This window comes from Collinsella bouchesdurhonensis (assembly GCF_900155365.1).
Lineage (GTDB): Bacteria > Actinomycetota > Coriobacteriia > Coriobacteriales > Coriobacteriaceae > Collinsella > Collinsella bouchesdurhonensis.
On record NZ_LT699739.1, the window covers coordinates 445,957 to 466,442 of the forward strand.

Annotated in this window: 17 protein-coding genes; 9 read left to right on the forward strand and 8 right to left on the reverse strand. The window is 49.5% G+C overall.

Annotated elements, in window-relative coordinates; translation table 11 throughout:
- Position 1: 1 nt before the first annotated feature.
- The 6 genes from BQ9843_RS04015 (at position 2) to BQ9843_RS04040 (ending at position 8,001) form a co-directional block, all read left to right on the forward strand.
- Entirely contained in the window at positions 2–1,180 is a 1,179-nt protein-coding gene (locus BQ9843_RS04015; RefSeq protein WP_075843962.1) for a nucleotide sugar dehydrogenase, read from the forward strand.
- 71 nt (positions 1,181–1,251) lie between these two features.
- Positions 1,252–2,406: a glycosyltransferase family 2 protein gene (locus BQ9843_RS04020; RefSeq protein WP_075843963.1), complete on the forward strand. Its 1,155-nt coding sequence runs from the start codon at positions 1,252–1,254 to the stop codon at positions 2,404–2,406.
- Between the two features lie 42 nt (positions 2,407–2,448).
- Positions 2,449–3,684, forward strand: a complete 1,236-nt coding sequence (locus tag BQ9843_RS04025; protein WP_075843964.1) for a glycosyltransferase family 2 protein — start codon at positions 2,449–2,451, stop codon at positions 3,682–3,684.
- A gap of 3 nt (positions 3,685–3,687) precedes the next feature.
- A complete protein-coding gene (locus tag BQ9843_RS04030; protein WP_075843965.1) occupies positions 3,688–4,803 on the forward strand; it encodes a glycosyltransferase family 2 protein in 1,116 nt (371 codons plus the stop codon).
- A gap of 50 nt (positions 4,804–4,853) precedes the next feature.
- A complete protein-coding gene (locus BQ9843_RS04035) occupies positions 4,854–5,879 on the forward strand; it encodes an acyltransferase (RefSeq protein ID WP_075843966.1) in 1,026 nt (341 codons plus the stop codon).
- Between the two features lie 94 nt (positions 5,880–5,973).
- Positions 5,974–8,001, forward strand: coding sequence for a DUF6541 family protein (locus tag BQ9843_RS04040; protein WP_075843967.1), 2,028 nt, complete (start codon positions 5,974–5,976; stop codon positions 7,999–8,001).
- Positions 8,002–8,220: 219 nt separating this feature from the next.
- On the opposite strand, the gene BQ9843_RS04045 is transcribed toward BQ9843_RS04040, so the two are convergent.
- Both BQ9843_RS04045 and BQ9843_RS04050 read right to left on the reverse strand, forming a co-directional pair.
- Complete coding sequence (locus BQ9843_RS04045) at positions 8,221–8,544, reverse strand: DUF2304 domain-containing protein (protein WP_075843968.1); 324 nt, start codon at positions 8,542–8,544, stop codon at positions 8,221–8,223.
- Positions 8,545–8,549: 5 nt separating this feature from the next.
- Positions 8,550–9,224, reverse strand: a complete 675-nt coding sequence (locus BQ9843_RS04050; protein WP_230205577.1) for a glycosyltransferase family 2 protein — start codon at positions 9,222–9,224, stop codon at positions 8,550–8,552.
- A 306-nt stretch (positions 9,225–9,530) separates the two neighbouring features.
- Between BQ9843_RS04050 and BQ9843_RS04055 the strand changes: the two genes are divergently transcribed.
- Complete coding sequence (locus BQ9843_RS04055) at positions 9,531–10,667, forward strand: glycosyltransferase family 4 protein (protein ID WP_075843970.1); 1,137 nt, start codon at positions 9,531–9,533, stop codon at positions 10,665–10,667.
- A 56-nt stretch (positions 10,668–10,723) separates the two neighbouring features.
- On the opposite strand, the gene BQ9843_RS04060 is transcribed toward BQ9843_RS04055, so the two are convergent.
- The 6 genes from BQ9843_RS04060 to BQ9843_RS04085 all read right to left on the reverse strand — a co-directional run bounded on the left by BQ9843_RS04060 (position 10,724) and on the right by BQ9843_RS04085 (position 18,342).
- Positions 10,724–11,590 (reverse strand): LicD family protein, encoded by an 867-nt coding sequence (locus BQ9843_RS04060; RefSeq protein WP_075843971.1) that lies wholly within the window; start codon positions 11,588–11,590, stop codon positions 10,724–10,726.
- Between the two features lie 58 nt (positions 11,591–11,648).
- Positions 11,649–12,443: an NTP transferase domain-containing protein gene (locus BQ9843_RS04065; protein WP_075843972.1), complete on the reverse strand. Its 795-nt coding sequence runs from the start codon at positions 12,441–12,443 to the stop codon at positions 11,649–11,651.
- A 25-nt stretch (positions 12,444–12,468) separates the two neighbouring features.
- The gene (locus tag BQ9843_RS04070) at positions 12,469–14,031 is read right to left on the reverse strand and encodes an amidohydrolase (protein WP_075844124.1); all 1,563 of its coding nucleotides are present in this window, start codon (positions 14,029–14,031) and stop codon (positions 12,469–12,471) included.
- Positions 14,032–14,121: 90 nt separating this feature from the next.
- Positions 14,122–15,078, reverse strand: a complete 957-nt coding sequence (locus BQ9843_RS04075; RefSeq protein ID WP_075843973.1) for an ornithine cyclodeaminase — start codon at positions 15,076–15,078, stop codon at positions 14,122–14,124.
- An 18-nt stretch (positions 15,079–15,096) separates the two neighbouring features.
- Positions 15,097–16,524, reverse strand: coding sequence for an ethanolamine permease (gene eat, locus BQ9843_RS04080; RefSeq protein WP_075843974.1), 1,428 nt, complete (start codon positions 16,522–16,524; stop codon positions 15,097–15,099).
- A 57-nt stretch (positions 16,525–16,581) separates the two neighbouring features.
- Positions 16,582–18,342: a sugar phosphate nucleotidyltransferase gene (locus tag BQ9843_RS04085; RefSeq protein WP_075843975.1), complete on the reverse strand. Its 1,761-nt coding sequence runs from the start codon at positions 18,340–18,342 to the stop codon at positions 16,582–16,584.
- Between the two features lie 118 nt (positions 18,343–18,460).
- Here BQ9843_RS04085 and BQ9843_RS04090 point away from each other — a divergent pair, with 118 nt between their 5' ends.
- Together BQ9843_RS04090 and BQ9843_RS04095 are read left to right on the forward strand one after the other, a co-directional pair.
- Positions 18,461–18,961, forward strand: coding sequence for a glycosyltransferase (locus BQ9843_RS04090; protein ID WP_075843976.1), 501 nt, complete (start codon positions 18,461–18,463; stop codon positions 18,959–18,961).
- A 258-nt stretch (positions 18,962–19,219) separates the two neighbouring features.
- On the forward strand, positions 19,220–20,437 hold the full coding sequence (locus BQ9843_RS04095) for a lipopolysaccharide biosynthesis protein (RefSeq protein WP_143327618.1): 1,218 nt from the start codon (positions 19,220–19,222) through the stop codon (positions 20,435–20,437).
- Positions 20,438–20,486 lie beyond the last annotated feature (49 nt).

The window sequence follows — 20,486 nt, forward strand, 5'->3', positions numbered from 1 at the left end:
TATGAAGATTACCGTAGCGGGCGTTGGATATGTGGGCCTCTCGCTCGCATGCCTGCTTTCCAAACATCACGACGTCACTGCTATCGATATCGACGCCCACCGCGTCGAATCCATCAATGCAGGAATCTCGCCCATCCGCGACGAGCTGATCGAGGCATATCTCGCGAGCCGCCCCGCAACTCTCACGGCAACGACCGACCCCCATGCGGCATACGCTAATGCCGACATCGTGGTTATCGCCACGCCCACCAACTACGACGACACGACGCACAGCTTTGATACCACAAGCATCGAAAGCGTCCTCGATCTTGCCGCCGCCCTCAACCCCGATGCGCTTGTGGTCATAAAGTCGACGATTCCCGTTGGCTATACTGAGCAGATTGCAACGCAATACCCACAGCTTCGCGTCCTGTTCTCCCCCGAGTTCCTGCGCGAGGGACATGCTCTAGGCGACAATCTGCACCCTTCGCGCATCGTCGTTGGCACGCCGGAGCCCGCGCGCAAAGAAGACGCTGAGCTTTTTGCACGCCTACTTGCCGATGGATCGGAAGACGACGACACCCCCGTATTGGTGACGGGCGCCACCGAGGCGGAGGCCATCAAGCTCTTCGCGAACACCTACCTTGCCCTGCGCATCTCGTATTTCAACGAGTTGGATACCTATGCGGAAAGCAAGGGGCTCGACGCCAAACAGATACTCGAGGGCGTGTGCCTTGACCCCCGCATTGGCAACCACTACAACAACCCGTCTTTTGGCTATGGCGGCTACTGCCTGCCAAAAGATTCCAAACAGCTTTTGGCAAACTACGAGGATATTCCGCAGGACCTCATGCGCGCCATCGTCGACTCGAATGCCACGCGCAAGGCCTTCATAGTAGAGCGCATCTTGGCCAAGCAGCCAAAGATGATTGGCGCCTATCGCCTTGCCATGAAGGCAGGATCGGACAATTTCCGCCAAAGCTCGATTGTCGACATTATCGACGAGCTGCACAAACGCGATGTTGGACTCGTTATTTACGAGCCGACACTCGATGCCAAGCAGTTCCACGGCATCCCGGTAACGCACGACCTGGCGCAGTTCAAAGAGTCTTGTGACTTGATTATCGCCAATCGTTTTAACGATGAACTTTTGGACATAGCCGCCAAAGTCTACACGCGTGACCTGTGGCACAAAGACTAGCACCGCCGCAAGCTGCCTCGGCCTACGCCAGCGGCATCCCGTACCATTACTCTCAAGCCAAAGGACAAGACATGCCTATCGTCTCCGTAATCATCCCCAGCTACAACGCGGCGGAGTATATTGCGCAAACGCTGGAGAGCGTCCTTGCCCAGACGCTCAGCGATATCGAGGTCATCGTCGTGGACGACGGATCGACCGATAGCACACGCGACGTTGCAGCGGAGTTTGCTCGCAAAGATTCGCGCGTCACACTCATTGAGCAGGCAAACCAGTTTGCCGGAGTGGCACGCAATAACGGCATGGCCAAAGCTCGGGGCACGTACCTCTACTTTCTCGATGCAGATGACTATATCGAAAAAACAGCCCTCGAAGAGCTTGTCGATGCCATTGAAAAAAACCATGCGGATATCGCCATCGCCAAATCGGAAGGCTTCGACAACGAGACGGGCAACGCCTGGCCCATCGACGGTGCACTCAACGGCATAGATTTTAATCGCCCCGTCGAGCATGCCGAGTATTGCGGAAAGCTATTCCAAAGCTTTATTGGATGGCCCTGGGACAAGCTCTTCCGCAAGGACTTCATCGACCAGACCAAGCTGACGTTCCAGCCGCTCAGGACCACCAACGATGCCCTCTTTGTCTTTTGCGCCCTGGCGCTGGCAAAAAGCATCGTGTGCCTGGACTCTGTGTTGTTTCATCATCGGACCAACAACAAGAACTCGTTGGAAGGCTCTCGTGCAAAGAGCTGGGATAACGCACTGTGCGCTATCCGCGCCATCGGGAATTTATTGAACAAATCTGAAAATGGCAAGACTTGTCTAAACTCCTATTACCGCTGGATCCTCAACTACTCGATTTGGACCATCGAGAGCTTGCCCGATAACGAGGCAGATGCCTATCTTCGCGAGGTCGATCCCATCATCCGCGCTATACCCAGCAGCACCGACCTTCGCCTGGATCCATATGAGAACAGACTCATGGAGCTGCTGGATGCCAACAGGGCAAAGGCCATCTCCAGTGCTATCACAACGCTGAGAGAGCGCGATAACGCAATCTGCGAGCGAGAGGAGCTGGCGCATACACTTGAGGCGGAGCGTCAGCAGTTTGACTCCTGGCGAAACGAAAGCGAGAAGAGACTTGCAGATATATATGCGTCCCATTCCTACAAGCTAGGAAATACCTTGCTTAAGCCTCTGAGCAAGGTAAAAGACATTACCAGGCGATAAAATGACACAAGACAGTCCGTTGAACGAAAGAGATCGATTTACTTGAACAATAACCCCACGGCACCGAGCATTTCCATTGTTCTTCCCGTCTATAACGGAGAGAGCTATCTGGAAACAACCTTAACGAGCATACAATCACAAACGCATTCGGACTTCGAAGTCCTGTGCGTAAATGATGGCTCGACCGACAACAGCCTCAGTATTCTAGAAGAATTTTCCCAGGCAGATACGAGGTTTCATGTCCTTACGCAAGAGAATTCCGGCCCGGGTGCAGCGCGCAATACCGGTCTCGATGCAGCAACGGGAACATATGTCATCATGCTCGACGCCGACGACATTTACGAGCCAACTCTTCTGGAAGAGCTCTATGCAAGCGCGGAGGCGCACGGCAGCGATGTTGCTGTATGCAGGTCCTCGCAATTTGACGACTCCACCGGCGCTCCTGTCGATTCGTGGTGGACTATCAACATCGCCCAGATTCCAGATATGCCAGTTTTCAATGCCGCTGACATGCGCGACTTCATCTTCACCGCATTCATCGGCTGGCCCTGGGACAAACTGTACCGCCGCTCGTTTATCGAAGAAAATGCTATCCGCTATCCACGGCTATCTAACAGCGAGGACCTCTATTTCGTCTTCCTTTCCCTTGCACTTGCCTCAAAAATCTCCATTGTCGACACCCCACTCATCAGCCATAGGGTCAACCGTTCGGGATCGGTCTCCGGCTCGCGCGCAAAAGACCCACTTGCTTTCTACGAGAGTACTTGTCTGCTAAAAGCGCAGCTCAAAAAGCACCCGAACCTTTACGAAAAAACCTCTTGGGGCTTTCTCAATTGGGCTATCGGGTACTTGGTGTGGAACATCGAAACCATGGACGACGAAAGTGGCCGTCAAATACAGCTAAAGGCCCTTGCGAATGACGAGTTCCCGGAGCTTGAAATCGGGCTTCACTCCCCCGCTTTCTTTGGCCTGGAACCCACCGCCTACGCAAGGTATTGTGCCCTCCTAGACGAAGCAATTGGAAACGATGGACAAACCGCAAGTAGCACAAAGCAGCAAAAGCGCCACCGCATCATCCCGCGTTTGATAAAATTCCTCGAAGGAATCCAGTACGACGGTTTACCCCGCACTCTACGTAAGAGCCTTGGTTGGTTCAAGCGAAAACTCCTGAAGCAGGCAGTTTCGCAGCCGAGCTCTCATATAGCACGAGGGTCGGACTTTGCCCTTACTGGCAAAATTGCAGCTAAGAATACATCCTCTCGCACCTTAGGAGATTGATACATGAGCAACGCAACGCCAAAAGTCTCAGTCGTCATGCCCGTATACAATGCCGAACCTTATCTGGAACAGGCGCTTGACAGCGTTTTGGCACAAACGCTTACCGACCTCGAAATCGTATGTGTAAACGATGGCTCGAAGGACACCTCTCTCGAGACCATGCAGCGCTATGCTTCAAACGACGCTCGAATCAAAGTTATCGATAAGCCCAACGGCGGCTACGGCAACGCCATGAATGTGGGCATAAGCAATGCTACCGGCGAATACGCTGGCATTCTCGAGCCGGACGACTACCTTAAGCCCGAGATGTTCGAGAAGCTCTATAACCGGGCAATTCAAGATGACCTCGATTTTGTTCGCTCCGACTATTATCGCCTCACCACCAATGAGAAAGGTGTCGACCATCTTGAGAAGGAACCCATTTGCAACAAGAGTTCTTATTACAACAAGGTGCTCAATCCGCAGACCAACGTCGATCTGTTCAACATTCGCATGGAAAACTGGACAGGCATCTATAAGCGCTCCTGGCTCGCAGAGCACAACATCAAATTCAACGAAAGCCCCGGAGCGGGCTTTCAGGACAATGGTTTTTGGTTCCAGTCCTATTGCTGGGCTACCAAGATCGCCGTTTTAGACGAGGCATTCTATTGCTATCGACAGGATAACGCTGCCTCTTCGATTAACCAGTCCAATAAAGTGTTTGTCATGCTCGATGAGTACCAGTGGATTGAGAATTGGCTGAGGAGCAACCCTGAGCTGTGCCAGAAGTTTATTGGCATCTTTGAGTACAAAAAGACGCACAACTGCGAGTTTGCCTTTAGCAGGCTCGCCGATGAGTTCCAGCTTCCGTTCCTGGAAAGGTATTCTGCCGAATACAAACAGGCTTTTGACAATAACGAGATTGATGAAAAGCTATTTTGGCCCGACGAGCTCAAGAGGCTCAAGAGCATCGTTGAGGATCCCGAGGCATACGTGAACGAGATTCGTGACAGCAGGGAATGCAAGTCTGAGCTCGATCTTGCTCGCGAAAAGGGCAAGATGGCCGTTTTTTCCTACTACCTCAAGGAAGAAGGACTCGCCTCCGCTCTCAAGAGGGGCTTTTCTTCCCTTTGTCGCTAATATTTAGCCGCCCCCTAGTACGAACGTAAGAATTTAGACAGGTCAGTGACGTGAAGAACCGAGTTTACTATTTCGATCTCCTCAACATAGCCGCATGCATCTCTGTCGTTGCGCTCCACTGCAACCAGATGGTGCATACATGGCAGCCGGGCAACAACTGGCTGTTTGCCCTTCTAATCGAAGTGCTGTTTTACTGGGCGGTACCGATCTTCTTTATGCTCACAGGCGCCACCCTTATGCGCTATCACGAGCGCTATGACACTAAGACCTTTTTGTCCAAGCGCGTAAAGCGTACGGTAATCCCCTTCATCGCTTGGAGCCTTATTTGGTACCTGCTCATCTCCACGCGCAGCAGCGATGTACACCTTGGGCCGCGCAGCTTCATCAACATGATGCTCAACAATCAGATTGAACAGGTCTACTGGTTTTTCTTCCCTCTGTTTTCGATCTACCTTTCAATGCCGTTGCTCTCCCTGCTTGCCGACAACAAGAAAGCACTTGCCTACGGCGTTGGAGCGTCCTTCATTCTGCAATCCGTTCTGCCGTACGCTCTCCCCGTTCTTGGCATTGAGTGGTCTGGAAGTATTTCGATTCTAGCGCTCTCCGGAAATCTTTTCTTTACGGCATTGGGCTACCTGCTCTCAACGACAGAACTCAACAAGAAGCAACGGATGATAATTTATGTCCTGGGCATTCTTGGAACAGTTTTCCGCTTTGCCTACACGGCGGTAAGTAGTGAAGCAATCGGGGGCGTAGATCGTCTCTTCTTTAACTATCTGGCGTTCCCTGCCGTCCTCCAAGGCGCTGCAGTCTTCACTTTCTTTAAGAACCTGAACTTCAGCACGCTCGGTGAAAAGGAGAAGCGTCTCCTCTCGGCTATTTCTTCGTGCAGCTTTGGCGTATACCTGATTCACAAGCCGATTCTCGATCATTTCATCTTATCTCCAAGATGCCTGAATATCCCCATGACCTCAATCGCACTGCGGACGGTGGGAGTGATTATCTTCTATATCTTCTGTATCGGGATTATCTTGGTACTTAAGAGAATTCCCCTGGTTAGGAAAATTGTTCCGTAAACCGACGATTATCGGTCTCAAATCATTTTCCGCAGCAATCGACCATTCATCGCTATTTGTTGGCGGAAAAATCCATCCCTAAAGGTAGGACCCTATGCTCTCTCTCGCATTAGCTACAACCTTGCTTTTTTTCAGCCTGCTCATCCCAGGCATGCTTTTAAATAAATCTTTAACTTCAAATACCGCAAGGGCGTTTTGTCTAGCACCGGCTTCGTCGATTGCAATCCTTTGCTTCCTTGCCATCATGTATGCACAGACCGGAATCAAGGCAAGCTACAAGACCCTCACGGCAGGCTTAATCCTGCTCGCGCTGGTAGCCTTTTTGATTTCATTGCCATTCAAATTATTTAAAAAAACGCCTAGGGAGCCCATTAAGAAAAAGGAGCTCTTGGGTCTTTTCCTTTTTATTGCGATTGTCGCGTTTCTAGCTGCCCACGTTTTCTTGGTAGTTCTCGATGGCCCAGACTGCTATTTCCAGGCTTGGGACAATCAGTCACATTTAAGAAGAATCAGGTCTTTTATAGAAACTAAGAACTACTCATCGTTCAATAGTCAATCTTATCTAGATAGCAATCTAGCTCCAGCGGCAAGCTCCCCTTCCTTCTACCCTTCTGCCTGGCACTTGCTGGCAGCGATGATGGTTTCTGCGCTCAATATCCCTGTTACAGAAGCGGCGAACGCGGTTAACTGCCTTTGCGTTGGACTCATTCTCCCCCTGACGTTTTTCCTCATTTTGAAAGAGCTGGGGATAACCGATCCTAAAAAACTTGCCATTTGCGCCGTCATCTGCATTGGCGTGCCAATATTTCCCTGGGATCTTATTTCTTACGGCCCCCTCTATCCCAATCTTCTTGGCTTTTGTCTCCTGCCCGGTGAGATGGCGCTGCTGCTTCATCTCACTGACGTAAACAAAGAAGATCGCGCGGCGAATATCATCAAAAACGCCATACTCCTTCTCATCGGAATCACAGCTCTGACATTTGCCCACACAAATACGGTCTTCTCGCTTGGTTTGATGCTCGCGCCTTGCATTGTCAGTGCACTGGGACAGATACTGAATAAAAAGATGCCCCGTGCCCCAAAAGTCTGCTGCTATTCGATACCCTTCATCGCAATTGCGGCCATATGGATTGCGGTCAATCGCATGCCGTTCTTGAAAGGGGTTGTAAACTGCAGTTGGCCCGCCATTACCTCGCTTGGGGAAGCGGTAGGGTCGGCATTATTCCTTGGAACCACAACTCATCCGATTCAAGTGCTCATTCCGATACTGACCTTTATAGGAATATGCATTTCAATAAAGTCCAATCGATCTAACCTTGTTTTCACATATTTTATTTTGCTGGTTTTCTACGTCATCGATGCGGGAACCAATTTACCCATCAAGCCGTATCTAACCGGTTTTTGGTACAACGACTATCACCGAATAAGCGCTATGCTTGGTCTTACTTCTATCCTTCTGGCAAGTGTCGCGGCTAGTACAATAACCTCACGCATCGAACAATGCATGCTCGCTCAAAAATACTCCAAAGCTATCAAGGGCGCCACTTTTGCCTCCATCACCATCGTGATCGCCTTACTTGTTTTTTATCCATCTGTTCCTTTTAGAAAAGATAAGGACATTCAAACGGCTTTTGGATATCAAACGACCGAGATGCAGTATCAGTTTGACAAGAATCTTATCTACTACGACGTCTTCTCTCCGCTCGAAGAAGCATTCTGCACTACCACGGTCAAACAACTCAACCCAGGAAACGCCCTTATCATCAACAACCCGGATGACGGAAGCCTTTTCGCATACAGTGTGTATGGCATTAATGTCTACTATCGATTCTGGTATCCGCCTTCAAAGCACCTAGAAACCGAAGAAAGCAAGCTCATTCGACTTCATCTGGATGAAGTCGACCATAACGAAGAAGTTCAGCAGGCTGTAAAAAAGCTTGGAGCTAAATATGTGATTCAGCTTGATCATGGTGACGCCAGCCAGGAATATCGCATCGTCTATAACAACGATAATCAAAATAAATGGCAGGGAATCGACCGGATTGACGAATCAACCCCTGGATTCACCCTTATTGCAAGCTATGACGATATGAGGCTATACAGCATCGACCTCATGGAATAGCAAGTCCTCGATCAACAGGAACAAAGATTAAGCGCGCGTGCCGCCCAAAATAAGGCGGCACGCGCGCTTTACATTCAATGTAATGCAAGCTTTGGCGGCAGCCTTCATCAGACGCTGCCAAGCTGCAGATCATGACATTCGGCAGCTACCAAAAATTAGCGCTCTCTCAGGAAAGTCCTTACGGAAAGCCTATATAAAAGAATACAGGAAGCAGGTAACCTAGCTTCTCAAGGCAATCTCTTGAATGAGGGCGTTAATCTTCTTGCGAAGAGCAGCGATTTTCACCGTATTTGAAAAATCACGCATAACAAGCACGGCAATTACGTAAACGAATACAAAATTGGACGCCGCCTGAAATCCAAGCAAATGAGCAAGCCGTGCAGCTAGTTCGGGAAACACAGCGAGTACAACGAAGCTCAGTGACAAAAACAGCCAGAAGATGGTATCCATGACATCAAGCTGGTTTTTCTTGAGTCGACGAACGATAAAAAAGAGCGAGCAAGCAGCACAGACAATCAAAACGATACGTAGAGGTCCTGTCATCTACATCACCTAAACCACTGAACAAAAAGAATAGAGGTACAAACCCGAATCATATAAGCTGCAGAACGCTTAAGATTAAGATAGCTCTCCCCCGCCTGGCGTTCACGCATCGTCACCTGGACTTCTTCGACCTTTGCACCCTTTCGAATCAAGTGGGCAATAGTCTCGGGTTCCGGATTGAGAGACGAGTCGTGAGCGAACAACTCGATCATACGGCAGTTGTACATACGCAAACCACTCGTTGGATCGCTCACGCGCTTGCCAGTAGTCAGCTTGATAATGAAGGTGATGATACGAGATCCGAACATGCGCGCAGAGTGTTCCTTCTTGAATTGAACAAAACGGGAACCGATGACGATGTCCGCATTCGAAGCGTCCATTTTGGCACGCATTGACTCCAAAACATCAGGCATATGCTGCCCATCAGCGTCAAACTGAACGGCATAACGATAACCATTGCGGGCGGCATACTTCATACCAGCTTGAAACCCAACGGTAAGGCCGCCATTAACGGGAAGGTCAAGCATGGGATATTTATTCTTGCAACAAATATCGCCCGTGGCATCTGTCGAGCCATCATTCACAACGATAAAATCGAAATCGGGGGCAACGGCCTTTAGCTCCTCAACCGTTAATTCGAGGCATTCCTCCTCGTTGTAAGCAGGAATAATGGCAAGCACTTTATTCGACATAGCCCAGCAATCAGATATAAACGTAACCTAAATGAGACAAAAACAATAAAGGATTTGTAAGAACAGAATCAATAACTGCAATAAATAATCTTATCGCAAAAGATAGGGAAAAATGAAATAACGCACGCTAAAAACTAATCCTTCAAGACAGAGAGCGAAAGCATGCAGCCTCAATAAAGGGCCTTCTTAACCGTCAAGCATACATCTTGCGCATTTTGCGATTTCCCACTCCCGCTTCTAAAATATACAGAGCACTAAGTGATGCACAATCGCCATGCAGCAATGGAGACGCCAATGCGAATAGCTATTTTTTCGGCTTACTTTCCCCCGCATATCGGCGGGGTGGAGCAGTACACGCTCAATATCGCCAGCCAGCTGACCGGTATGGGCCATGAGGTCACCGTCGTAACGTCATCCCTGGACAACAATCCCAAACGCGATGAGTTTCCCTTCTCAATCGTTGAGATTCCCTCCGTATCGGTAATGGGGGACCGCTTTCCCATCGTCAAACCCGGAGCCGCCCTTCATAGCGCTTTGGCCCGATTGAAATCCCAATCCTTTGACGGATATGTCATCAACACCCGCTACTACCCTATCTGCATAATCGGGTGCCATCTCGCAAAGAAAAATGGAAAGAGGCCTGTTCTCATCGACCACAGCTCCGGTTATCTATCCGGAGAGAAGACGGCGCTCGGCGTGTGCATCCGGGCATATGAAAAGATCGCCACTCGGCTTGTTGCCTATTTCCAACCACAGACATACGCCGTATCGAGCAGGAGCGGACGCTGGCTCGAGGAGCTTGGGTTCGCTTTTCTGGGCACCATCCCCAACTCCATAGACATTGATCGCCATCTCGCGCTCAGCTCGTCTCGGGATTGGTCGGATCTCGACAAAGAATGCACCGGGATCAAGGTCGCCTACATCGGGCGCCTGGTGAAAGAAAAAGGCGTGCAGACCGCCATCGAGGCCGTCGAGCTTCTGCGCGGGCAAGGCGAGGACGTCGATCTGGTTATCGCCGGGAACGGCCCGCTCGCCGACAGCATCGCGTCCCTTACGGAAAGCCACATCCACTTCGTGGGCGCGCTAACCCCTGCGGATGTCTGCTCCCTCATGTCGAATGTCGACATATTCTGCTATCCGTCGACCTATCCAGAGGGTCTGCCATCGGTTCTGCTCGAGGCGGCGGCCCACAAACTCGCGATCATCTCGTCAAACTGCGCCGGGGCATTAGATGTAATTCCTGATTCCGCATACGGAACTGTACTCAACGATCCATCTACCACAAACTTCGCGAAAGCAATCAAGCACTACTACGACAATCCAGCGAATTCGGCCGCTGTTGGAAAACATGTTTTCCAACATGTGCAAAAAAACTTCTCCTGGAAGACAAGTGCCGAAAAGCTAATAGACGCCCTTTCGCAAACAGAGTAGCAACCTGAGGGAGAATCGTTCGACAGCGCCTTCATCAATCAAGAGCACATACTTGATTAGGCACAATCTTTAGCAGGGCAGGAATCCCATACTTCGCCATCAGGAAATTGAATCAGGAGCGGGAGATGGGTATGCCTTTGATCTGCCGGCGGCACCTTGTGCCAATCGCCATACGTTAGCGTAAGATAGCGATCATAATCCGCAGGAACCGGAAGCAGATGGCCTTCAAACTTGATTCTTGTCGTGGGGACCAAAACAGAGACGGGAAATGAAACCTGACGGCTCCAGGAAAACGGGCACAACTCTTCAGATGCTTCCCCGGCAGACGGACGCATCGATTCGTACAGTTTTTGATACACAGAAGGGTCCTTCACATGAGCCCGTTCGACCCAGTGGAGCAAAACGCAGCCCGTACGCTCAAGAAACCCTAGCAAACCGGCATGAGGAACATTGATTTTAGACGAATGATAGAGATAGGAGCGCTTTTGAGCCATTGAAGCATATTTGAACTGAAGTGAGCTCTTAGCGCGATCCTTACATAATGCATCATACGGAAAAACATCGATGAAAATACCCTGCTGATAACCTGCAGCACGCGTCTCGGCAGTCTCAAAGCGCGTCCCATCAACGCACACTTTGGAAAACAAGGGCGCAAATTCCGGCGTATTGTCTGTATTGTGCAATGAATAGCCGGGTAGGTGTCCCTCTGATACCAATTTACAAAACCTGTCGTAATCTGCACGCGGCATAGCAATATCGACATCATCGTCCCAGGGAATAAAACCACAATGACGAGCCGCACCCAGCGCGCTTCCGCTGTCCAGCCACCAGGTAACATCGTGTTCAGAGCAAAAAGCGTCAATCGCCAGAAGAGCATCAAGCTCAACGCGATGGAGAGCATTCAGTACTTCATCGTTTGTCATTTAAAGACCTCATAAACAATAAGAGCGATACACGAGAAAACCTGCATAGCAACTCTTACTACATGTCAACCTTATATCGCGGATCGATTTCTTGAAGCTCTGCAAACGAATCAATCTCGACCACATCGTCAAACGCGCACGGCTCGATCAAAATACGATAGTTGTCCCTTGAGAGAACGCAGGGTACATCGTCCCAAAAACGCTGGCGATTCTCATCTTTTGAAAAAGCAGCAGATAAGTCGACCGAGAGCTTTTCACCGTCGTTGGCGTTCCAGTAACTGATTCCAAACATGTGGTAACAGTCAGAGCCGCCTTTATGCAGATCGACAATGCGACCGTCCTCAACGTCAAAGCACCAATCCGGCGTAGAAGCAACAGGAACGCCCATATAACAGGAATTAAATCGGTACTTTTTAAGCAATGAAGGATTGACGAGAAACAGATCGCTTTCAAAAACATAAGCGTTTTTGAAATAATCCTTTGCAACGTACGCCGAAGAAATATTGTTTGTTTGATCATAGATAGGATTATCAAGCAGGGTGATAGTCGGATATCTATCCTTCAGGAGCTCAAATTGTTCCTTCAGGTAACCGGTCACAATATAGATTTCTGTAATATCGATAGCCAAAAGGGCATCGAGAATCGTTGAGATAATCTGCCTGCCGCGCACGTTGACAAGAGGCTTAGGGGTATTGAGCGTAACGGGCTTCATCCTGCTCCCAAAGCCGGATGCGAGCAAAACCGCGCGGCGAGCCTTGTACGGCTCAAGCGCATCAAGCTCCTTTTGTGTAGCCTCGCCCTTTTCCTGCTTTTCACACAGCTCATTAAACTGATCACACGTCAATAAAGCCATTATCACAATCCCTAACCGTCTAAACTCAAACTCGAGCTAGCATTCCCTTAACAACAGCAGAAATCCAACTCTGTTTTTGATCCTGATATGCACAACCGCCCAATATCAAGCTCTCAACGTAAAGCTTTCTTAAGTCTTTTGCATTCATAGTATATGGATTATCGGAAAGGATGCACATATCAGCAATCTTTCCTACTTCAAGAGATCCGCGCTCCCCATCATCAAAAGAGACCCAAGCGCCGTTATACGTACACATCCTCAGCGCCTCCTGAATGGTTAGGCTCTGGCCCGGTATTGAATGATTGCAGGCCTTGTACATCCACAAAATAGGATCAGGATCGGTACAAGGAGCGTCAGATCCAGCCGAAAGAACAATTCCCCTATCCCACATAGTACGAAGCGGATTAAGCTGCAGCGCGCGCTCGGATCCAAGAATCGAAACAAGATACGCATCTGGTTCCTGGGGCCAATCGATAAAACTCGTCTGCATAGGAAGATGTATCCCATAGTCAGCACATATCTTCAATCCCTCTTCCGTAGGCAGACAGGCATGGATGATGCCATGGCGATGATCGCCCCTCGGATAATCATCGAGCGCTGCCTTGAGGGCCTTTGTAGCTTGCTCAAAAGCCGCATCTCCAATCGCATGCATCTCAATCTCAAGACCTGCACGGTTGGCGCGCATACAAAAGTCAATCACCGTCTCGTCGGAGTAATAGAGCACGCCATCATTGGATGCATCATTTGAATACGGGTGCTTTAGCGCGGCGTCCCCGCTTCCGAAACAGCCATCGAGCGCGCACTTAAAGCAGCCCCCTATCCTTGGCAGACCTCGTTTTAAAGCGGCGTTGATATCCATCGATTGCGGGAAGACACGCACGGAGAAGCCATGCTGGACACTCTTTGAGAGCCAATTCTCAAGGGAGATATCCAAATCGCGCACAAAGCCAACCCCACTCACCGAATGGACCATTCCAATTCCCTTGGAGGCGAGGTAGTCGATGGCATGCTGGATATTGCAGACAAGATCGGGGATCGAGAGGCTGGCAGTGATGTAATCACTCACAGCAAAAAATGCCTCTTGATTCATCTCTCCGGATTCAGGGTGATACCCTCTTAGTGCGGATACTTTTTCCTTTACCTGATTGAGAAGTGCCGTGTTTACAATACAGGCATGGCCATCATATTTGACCATGAAAAACGGCCGATCCGGACAAACCGAATCAAGCTCATCTCGATTGAGCAGGCGCCCCTCCTTCACTGAATACGGGGACGCCCCAAAGGCAATCACGATCTTCATCTTTGAAGAGGGCAAGAAGTCAGAAATCATCTGTTTGATTTCTTCGTTGGACCGTGCGTTCATCACATTCAGTCCAGCATTAAACGTAGCGAAGCTCGCCAGATGCTCATGCGTGTCAACAAAAGCAGGGCAAAGGGTCCTGCCACCAAGCTGGACGCGCGGGGCGCTACGATATCGTTCCGGGAGACAATCGCCAACATAGACAATTCTTCCAGCGTCTTCGACCAAGTAACGGGTAATAGTGTCCATACGGTCAACGGTCAGAATTGATCCTTCGTATACGGTCATATCCCCACCAACTGCCAATCCACAATCGAATTTCTCAATCAGTTTCGCACGAAAAAGCAAACGAACACTTTATCCGCCACGCACCCACGCCTAGACCCATGTCTTTAGGTCAGGCTGGGCAAGGTCGATATCAGTCAACAGATCCTTATCGAGCATCTTGTAGATATTTGCCGCAAACAAAACGTCATGCATGGCGATGCCGATATTGTATGCAAGTATCCTTTCGCTCTCGTTCGTACGACCCTCCGCCTTGCCGGTAACCACATCGGATACCTCTGCAAACGAACGGAACCGATTAAAGTTCTTGAAGCCCTTGACATGATTGGTGTCGTCGGCAAAAACCTTGTCAAAAAACAGGTCACAATTTGTAAATCCCCTGGTATGAATCGGGACAACAAGAACGCCCTCGTTAAAGCAAGAATCCGAGCATATATCGTCGGGAAAATACGTCACCGCGGAGATAACAACCTCGGAACGTGAAACCAGTTCCTCATAGCTATCCACAACATCAAAATGTAGGTTGGGATACTTGCTAAAACGATCAATAAAGGAATCCTCCTGACCTTTATGTGCAAGAAGCGTCACGAAGAGGTCCCTTTGCGGCATTTTTTCGGCCAGCATCAGCATCGCGGCCCTACCGGTATTGCCAAGTCCGATAACACCCAGGTTCTTAAAATCTTTCTTGGCAAAAAGCAAAACCGAATGAGCAGCAACAGCGCCGGTGCGCATGGCGGTTATCCAGTCGCCGTCAACAAACGCAAGGGTTTCTCCAGACTCTGCATCAAAGAGCAGCATCTTGCTGTCCAAGGCTGGTATGCGCTCGGGATAGCGCGTAACCAGCTTGACGCCGCCGTACAGCCGACCAGATGCATCGGGCGCAATGCAAGGCATAAAATTGCAAAAAGTGCCCTCGACCCCAGGATGCAAGCTGATCTTTGGCGGCAGAATCGCATCCTCCTTTCGAGCGATGGCGGCATCCACCCAATCCATACACTGCAAAGGTGTAACGCCGGATTTCTGAATATCGTTGAACGTAATGAGTTTCATCCGAAAGCCAGCACCTTTCTAACGCAGTTCCTGCTCTGCAGAAATAAGAGCCGCCAACTCTTCTTCTGGCGCGTTGCCCACAATTCTATTTCGTGCAAAGAGCATGTAATAGAGCAAACCAAGCACATAAATGCAAAGAACGGAACCGGCAGCGACTACATCAACAAAAAAGGTCGAGATAACCGCAACAACGCTCAAGCAAAAGCCAATCGCAGTGGTCAAAGTACCGCCCGGAGTACGATAGCCACGTTTCATATCGGCAGCTTTTTTGCGCAAAATAATATGAGATAAATTGAGCAACGCGTAGGAAATACAGGCGCCAAAAACAGCTACGTTCAAAATAAGCGAACCGTCTCCCATGATTGCGACAATGACGATGCCAACAACCGAAAGCACGAGCAATGCCGAGACCGGCGTCTTTCTTTTCCCGGTAACAGATAGGCACGTCGGGAAATACCCAGCGCGAGAAAGGGCAAAAATCTGTCTGCTGCCAGCAAACATCAAGCTAAAGTAGCTCGCAATGAGACCCGCAAGGCCAGCCCAGTTAACATACGTCGCAAGCGCAGGATGATCTAAAAGAACAAGTGCATCGATCAACGGCGTATCTGAAGCACCGATTGTGGCAGCGCCCACTGTGCCGGCAGCTAAAAAAAGAACGAGCAAACCCGAAACAACAAGGATGAACATCGATCCGATAAGGCCACGAGGAACATCGACCTTTGGGTTTTCTGCTTCCTCAGATGCGAGAGGCGTGCCCTCAACGCCCAAGAAAAACCAAATTCCGTAGGGCAAACAGGCTAAAACGCCACTTACTCCCATAGGCAATGCCCGAGAAGCCCCAAAAGAAGCAATGGGGCTAATATCAAAAAGCTTGCCGAGGTGAAAACTGCCAGCGGTTCCAAAGAGAAAAACAAGTAAAGCGGAGAGCGCTATTGCAGTGATCACAAACATGAGCTTGAGCGCTTCGCCCACACCGATAATGTGCAATGCTGTAAAAACGGCGTAAACGATAATTACCATTACCAAAGGTGGAACATCTGGAGCTATCCCCAAAGAAACGATGTAGTTTACGATAAAAGTTGAGATTGCCGCAGGCGCACAAACATACTCGATGGTAAGAGCAAGACCCGTTGCAAAACCTCCCATCCGCCCCAGCGCACTCCGAGCAAAACCATAGCCCGCCCCGGCCGTGGGCATAGCGCTCGAAAGCTCAGCAAGCCCAAAAACGGTGCAGAGATACATAAGGCCCATAGCGGCAAAGGCGATGGCAAGACCGAGCCATCCCCCTTTTGCAATACCGTAGTTCCAGCCAGAGAAATCTCCGCTTATGACGTATGACACGCCTAGTCCTATGAGCAAAATCCAATTAACAGAGCCGGCTTTCAAGCTCCTTTTATCAAAGTACTCAGCATCTTCGTTGCGAGATTGGGATATATCCTTTTCCAAAACAGCACCTACTCAAACATTCAATTGCCTAGCTTACGGGCACGATTTGCATTTCTTTTAATAGCGCTCTAGCGCAGCAGCACCAAACTGCTTTGCGGCCTTATACCAAACGTAAAGCCACTCGCCCACAGGGTTTCCCATGGCCTCCTTGTACATGGCCCATACATACCAATAAAAGCCCACAACGCCAACCGCCGCCAAGCAGTGCCTCTCCTCAGCAGCCGTTGGAGTTCTACCATAATAAAAATGTAGAACATCGCATGCCTCTTCAACAGAGTAGCCCGATCCCTGGGCAACAAAGTTACCCAGATCACATGCATAATCCCCCATCGCGGCATATTCCCAATCGATCAGACGCATCTCATCGCCTTTTACGAGGAAATTGGGGCCATAGAAGTCGTTATGGCAAAACACCGGTTTTCCCTGATCGACTTTCATCTTTTCACCGAGAGACGTGATCAGCTTGAAGAGCTCATCAAAATCAAGCGGGAAGGGGTAATTGAGCTTCTTAAGCAACTCAACGATCTTCAATGCTTCGTTATAAAAATCAAACGACCACGGAGACTCTTCCCCACTCGTATGAAGCTTTCGAATCATGAAGAGGGCTTTTTCAACATGAACCTGATTGTGATAGTCAAAATCAATGCAGCCGTCGATGTAATGACTAATCTTCCAGCCCTCATTAGGATCCTCGTAAATAAAGGTATCGTCTAGGCCCAGCTTTTTTGCAACGCCGAGAGCATGAGTCTCGGCCTTACGATTAACGATTTCCTCGGTTCCATTGCCGGGATGTCTGTAGACGTATTGAGCGCCCTTGACCTCAAAGAGAACGGACAGGTTGGTAAGACCCGCCTTAATAGGATCCACACGAACGATATCTTCGCGATCGCAATCGAGTGTGGCACAAATGTTGTCGAGGATTTTGGAATCAACGTTGGCAAAGAAATCAGCATCAAAAGCCGTGAGATCGGTAACAAAGTTGAACTCATGGATCACATCGGGCTCAATGGGGCCGAGGACGATGTTGAACTGGTCTAGATGCGCAGCAAGAACGTCATCCCAAAGCAACCCTGCAGCATTGGGATCAGCGTGCACTGCCTTCAATAGAGCAAGGAAGGTTTGAGCGTCTTCGCGCGTAAAGTAAGCAGGCCCCTGCATGCGATACGTGTATTTTCCACCCCGGGCCATTCCGACAACTCGGTGTTTCTTATCCGCCTGCAAAGCGTATTCTTCAGTCTCTTCTTCTTCAAAAACCGCAGATACATAGGACTTAAAAACGTAAGACTTGAAGACGTTCTTTGAATAGTATTGATCGGAAGAGACGATATAAGCGTTGCTCAAATGGTCGCGAGCAGCCCAAACGGAGGAATGATTATTGCGGTCGGCATACTCATGGTTGATGACGATCTCCACGCCATACTTATCCTCCAAATAGAAAAAAGCCTCTTTCATGTAGCCGACGACAACAACTATGTGATTAATACCCGCTTCTTTGAGCTGGCTAATAAGACGCTCGATTAGCGTTTCCCCACACACTTCAAACATCGCTTTTGGCTTTTCAAAAGAAAGCGGGGCAAATCGAGTGCCCGCACCGGCAGCGAGGATGACGGCGCTGTCCGCCTTATACGGCGCAAGAGCCTCATGCCCCTCCTTCGTTAAAGCCCCATCAGCTTCGATCAGTCCCTTCGACTTGAGTTCAGCAAGAGCGTTGTTGACTGAGCCTAGGGATACTTGGATAGATTCGGCTATCGATCGTTGGGTAGCTGCCGCGTTCTGTCGCAAAGAAAGGAGCACGTCGAATTGACATTTTGTAAGCATGAGCACACCTTTGTTCAAATCATTACTATTTATTTACGTATTTGAACATAGTAGTTTACTTGAGTTATCAGGGCAAACAGGAAACTCTATGTAGACAGAAACTTCTAAGCAAAAAAGGATGAAATGGTCTGCTATCCACCCCATCTGCATAATCGGTCGCCACCTCGCGCTCGGCTCGTCTCGGGATTGGTCGGATCTCGACAAAGAATGCACCGGGATCAAGGTCGCCTACATCGGGCGCCTGGTGAAAGAAAAAGGCGTGCAGACCGCCATCGAGGCCGTCGAGCTTCTGCGCGGGCAAGGCGAGGACGTCGATCTGGTTATCGCCGGGAACGGCCCGCTCGCCGACAGCATCGCGTCCCTTACGGAAAGCCACATCCACTTCGTGGGCGCGCTAACCCCTGCGGATGTCTGCTCCCTCATGTCGAATGTCGACATATTCTGCTATCCGTCGACCTATCCAGAGGGTCTGCCATCGGTTCTGCTCGAGGCGGCGGCCCACAAACTCGCGATCATCTCGTCCAATTGTGCCGGAGCTGCAGACGCGACACCCAGTCCTGGCCATGGAACCATAGTTGAAACGCCAACAGCTCAAAACTTTGTAGATGCGATCCTTTGATATTGTGATAATCCCAAAGAAGCCATCAATGCTGGAAAACGCCTTTTTGAGCGTGTGCAGGACTATTTCTCCTGAAATCGAGCGCAGAGAAAATCGTTGCCGCCCTCTCCTAATCACATATCAAACTCATTATGATTCGCCGGAATCAGGCGGCCCATCCTTGCGGACATGCTGGGCTTATTATCGATAATTCAATCCCGCCCTCGACAAGGCATATAATAACGACATTAAAAATAGCCAATATCCCACGAGGTTCACGTGTCTCAGCTATCCCTAAAAAGCAATATGCTGTGGAATTCCATCGGATCCCTAACCTATTCAATGTGCCAATGGCTCATCACCGTTCTTGTCGTCAAGCTCTCCGCGGACTTCAGTGCCTCTGGTGCGCTTGCCCTCGCGATGGCCATGAGCAATGTATTTCAGCCAATCGCCCTGTATCGAATTAGGGCCTATCAAGTATCAGACGTTAAAAATGAGATAGCATCCGGCGTTTACGTTGCGTTAAGATTAGTTACCATATTCGTAGCATTCTCCATAACGCTTCTTTACGCTTTTTCCACCACGGCCATTTCCAACATCCTCTGCATTTTTCTTTACCTGGTATTCAGGGCTGGAGATGTCTTCATTGATGTCCTCCACGGCATCGATCAAAAAGAGTTGCGCATGGATTACTGTGGGCAATCCAATGCGATTCGCGGCGTTTTAATGCTCGCTGCCTTTTGTTGCGTGATGGTCCTAACCGACAACCTTAATCTTTCCATCGTCGGTATGATTTGCGCCACCTATCCCATCATTATTCTTGACTTAAAACGCGCATCGCAATTCTCTTCAGTTAAACCCATATTTCAGTTCTCAAAAATCTTTTTCCTGCTAAAGACTTGCCTTCCCTCGGTTATTGGAATGGCCGCGTGCAATCTAGTTGTAACTCAGGCTCGCCAATATCTTGGTACGAACATGGGACAAGACATGCTTGGCATCTATGCTTCTGTCTGCACGCCTGTCGTAATCATTCAAGCCTGCGCCGGATATATCTACGCGCCCCTATTGGGCGGTTTTGCAAACCTGATTGAGAATGATGATTTCCCAGGTTTTAGAAAAAGGCTTGGGAAAGTGTTGGTTGCAATGTTTCTTGTTTTTGGACTTGGAGCAACTGGCTTCTTCTTTATTGGAAAACAATTCCTGACAATTGTATTTGGCGCAAAAATCAGCGCTTACTCCTATTTGATGTATGCAGCTATACTGTCATGCGGAAGTGCCGCCTGCATTGCCTTTCTAGGCGACCTTTTGGTTGCAAAGCGAAAAATGATCATCTGTTGCATCTGCAATGCGATTGCACTTTGCCTTTCTCTCATTCTAACACCGTTCTTTATCAGAGAATTCGGCATGAACGGAGTCAGCTTGGTTATCGCGATCTCATACATACTTGGCTCACTGCTTATGCTCGTAAGCCTGCTCAGAGAAAACCCGGTGCGTTAAACGCCAAGAAGACGCGTGCATAAGTTCCAGCATCCCTTACGGAGAAAAG

Coding starts and splice junctions, on each gene's coding strand:
- BQ9843_RS04075 (WP_075843973.1), bottom strand. CDS start 15,078: ATGAAACTCATTACGTTCAACGATATTCAGAAATCCGGCGTTACACCT.
- BQ9843_RS04090 (WP_075843976.1), top strand. CDS start 18,461: ATGAAATGGTCTGCTATCCACCCCATCTGCATAATCGGTCGCCACCTC.
- BQ9843_RS04015 (WP_075843962.1), top strand. CDS start 2: ATGAAGATTACCGTAGCGGGCGTTGGATATGTGGGCCTCTCGCTCGCA.
- BQ9843_RS04070 (WP_075844124.1), bottom strand. CDS start 14,031: ATGACCGTATACGAAGGATCAATTCTGACCGTTGACCGTATGGACACT.
- BQ9843_RS04055 (WP_075843970.1), top strand. CDS start 9,531: ATGCGAATAGCTATTTTTTCGGCTTACTTTCCCCCGCATATCGGCGGG.
- BQ9843_RS04085 (WP_075843975.1), bottom strand. CDS start 18,342: ATGCTTACAAAATGTCAATTCGACGTGCTCCTTTCTTTGCGACAGAAC.
- BQ9843_RS04040 (WP_075843967.1), top strand. CDS start 5,974: ATGCTCTCTCTCGCATTAGCTACAACCTTGCTTTTTTTCAGCCTGCTC.
- BQ9843_RS04030 (WP_075843965.1), top strand. CDS start 3,688: ATGAGCAACGCAACGCCAAAAGTCTCAGTCGTCATGCCCGTATACAAT.
- BQ9843_RS04020 (WP_075843963.1), top strand. CDS start 1,252: ATGCCTATCGTCTCCGTAATCATCCCCAGCTACAACGCGGCGGAGTAT.
- BQ9843_RS04060 (WP_075843971.1), bottom strand. CDS start 11,590: ATGACAAACGATGAAGTACTGAATGCTCTCCATCGCGTTGAGCTTGAT.
- BQ9843_RS04065 (WP_075843972.1), bottom strand. CDS start 12,443: ATGGCTTTATTGACGTGTGATCAGTTTAATGAGCTGTGTGAAAAGCAG.
- BQ9843_RS04045 (WP_075843968.1), bottom strand. CDS start 8,544: ATGACAGGACCTCTACGTATCGTTTTGATTGTCTGTGCTGCTTGCTCG.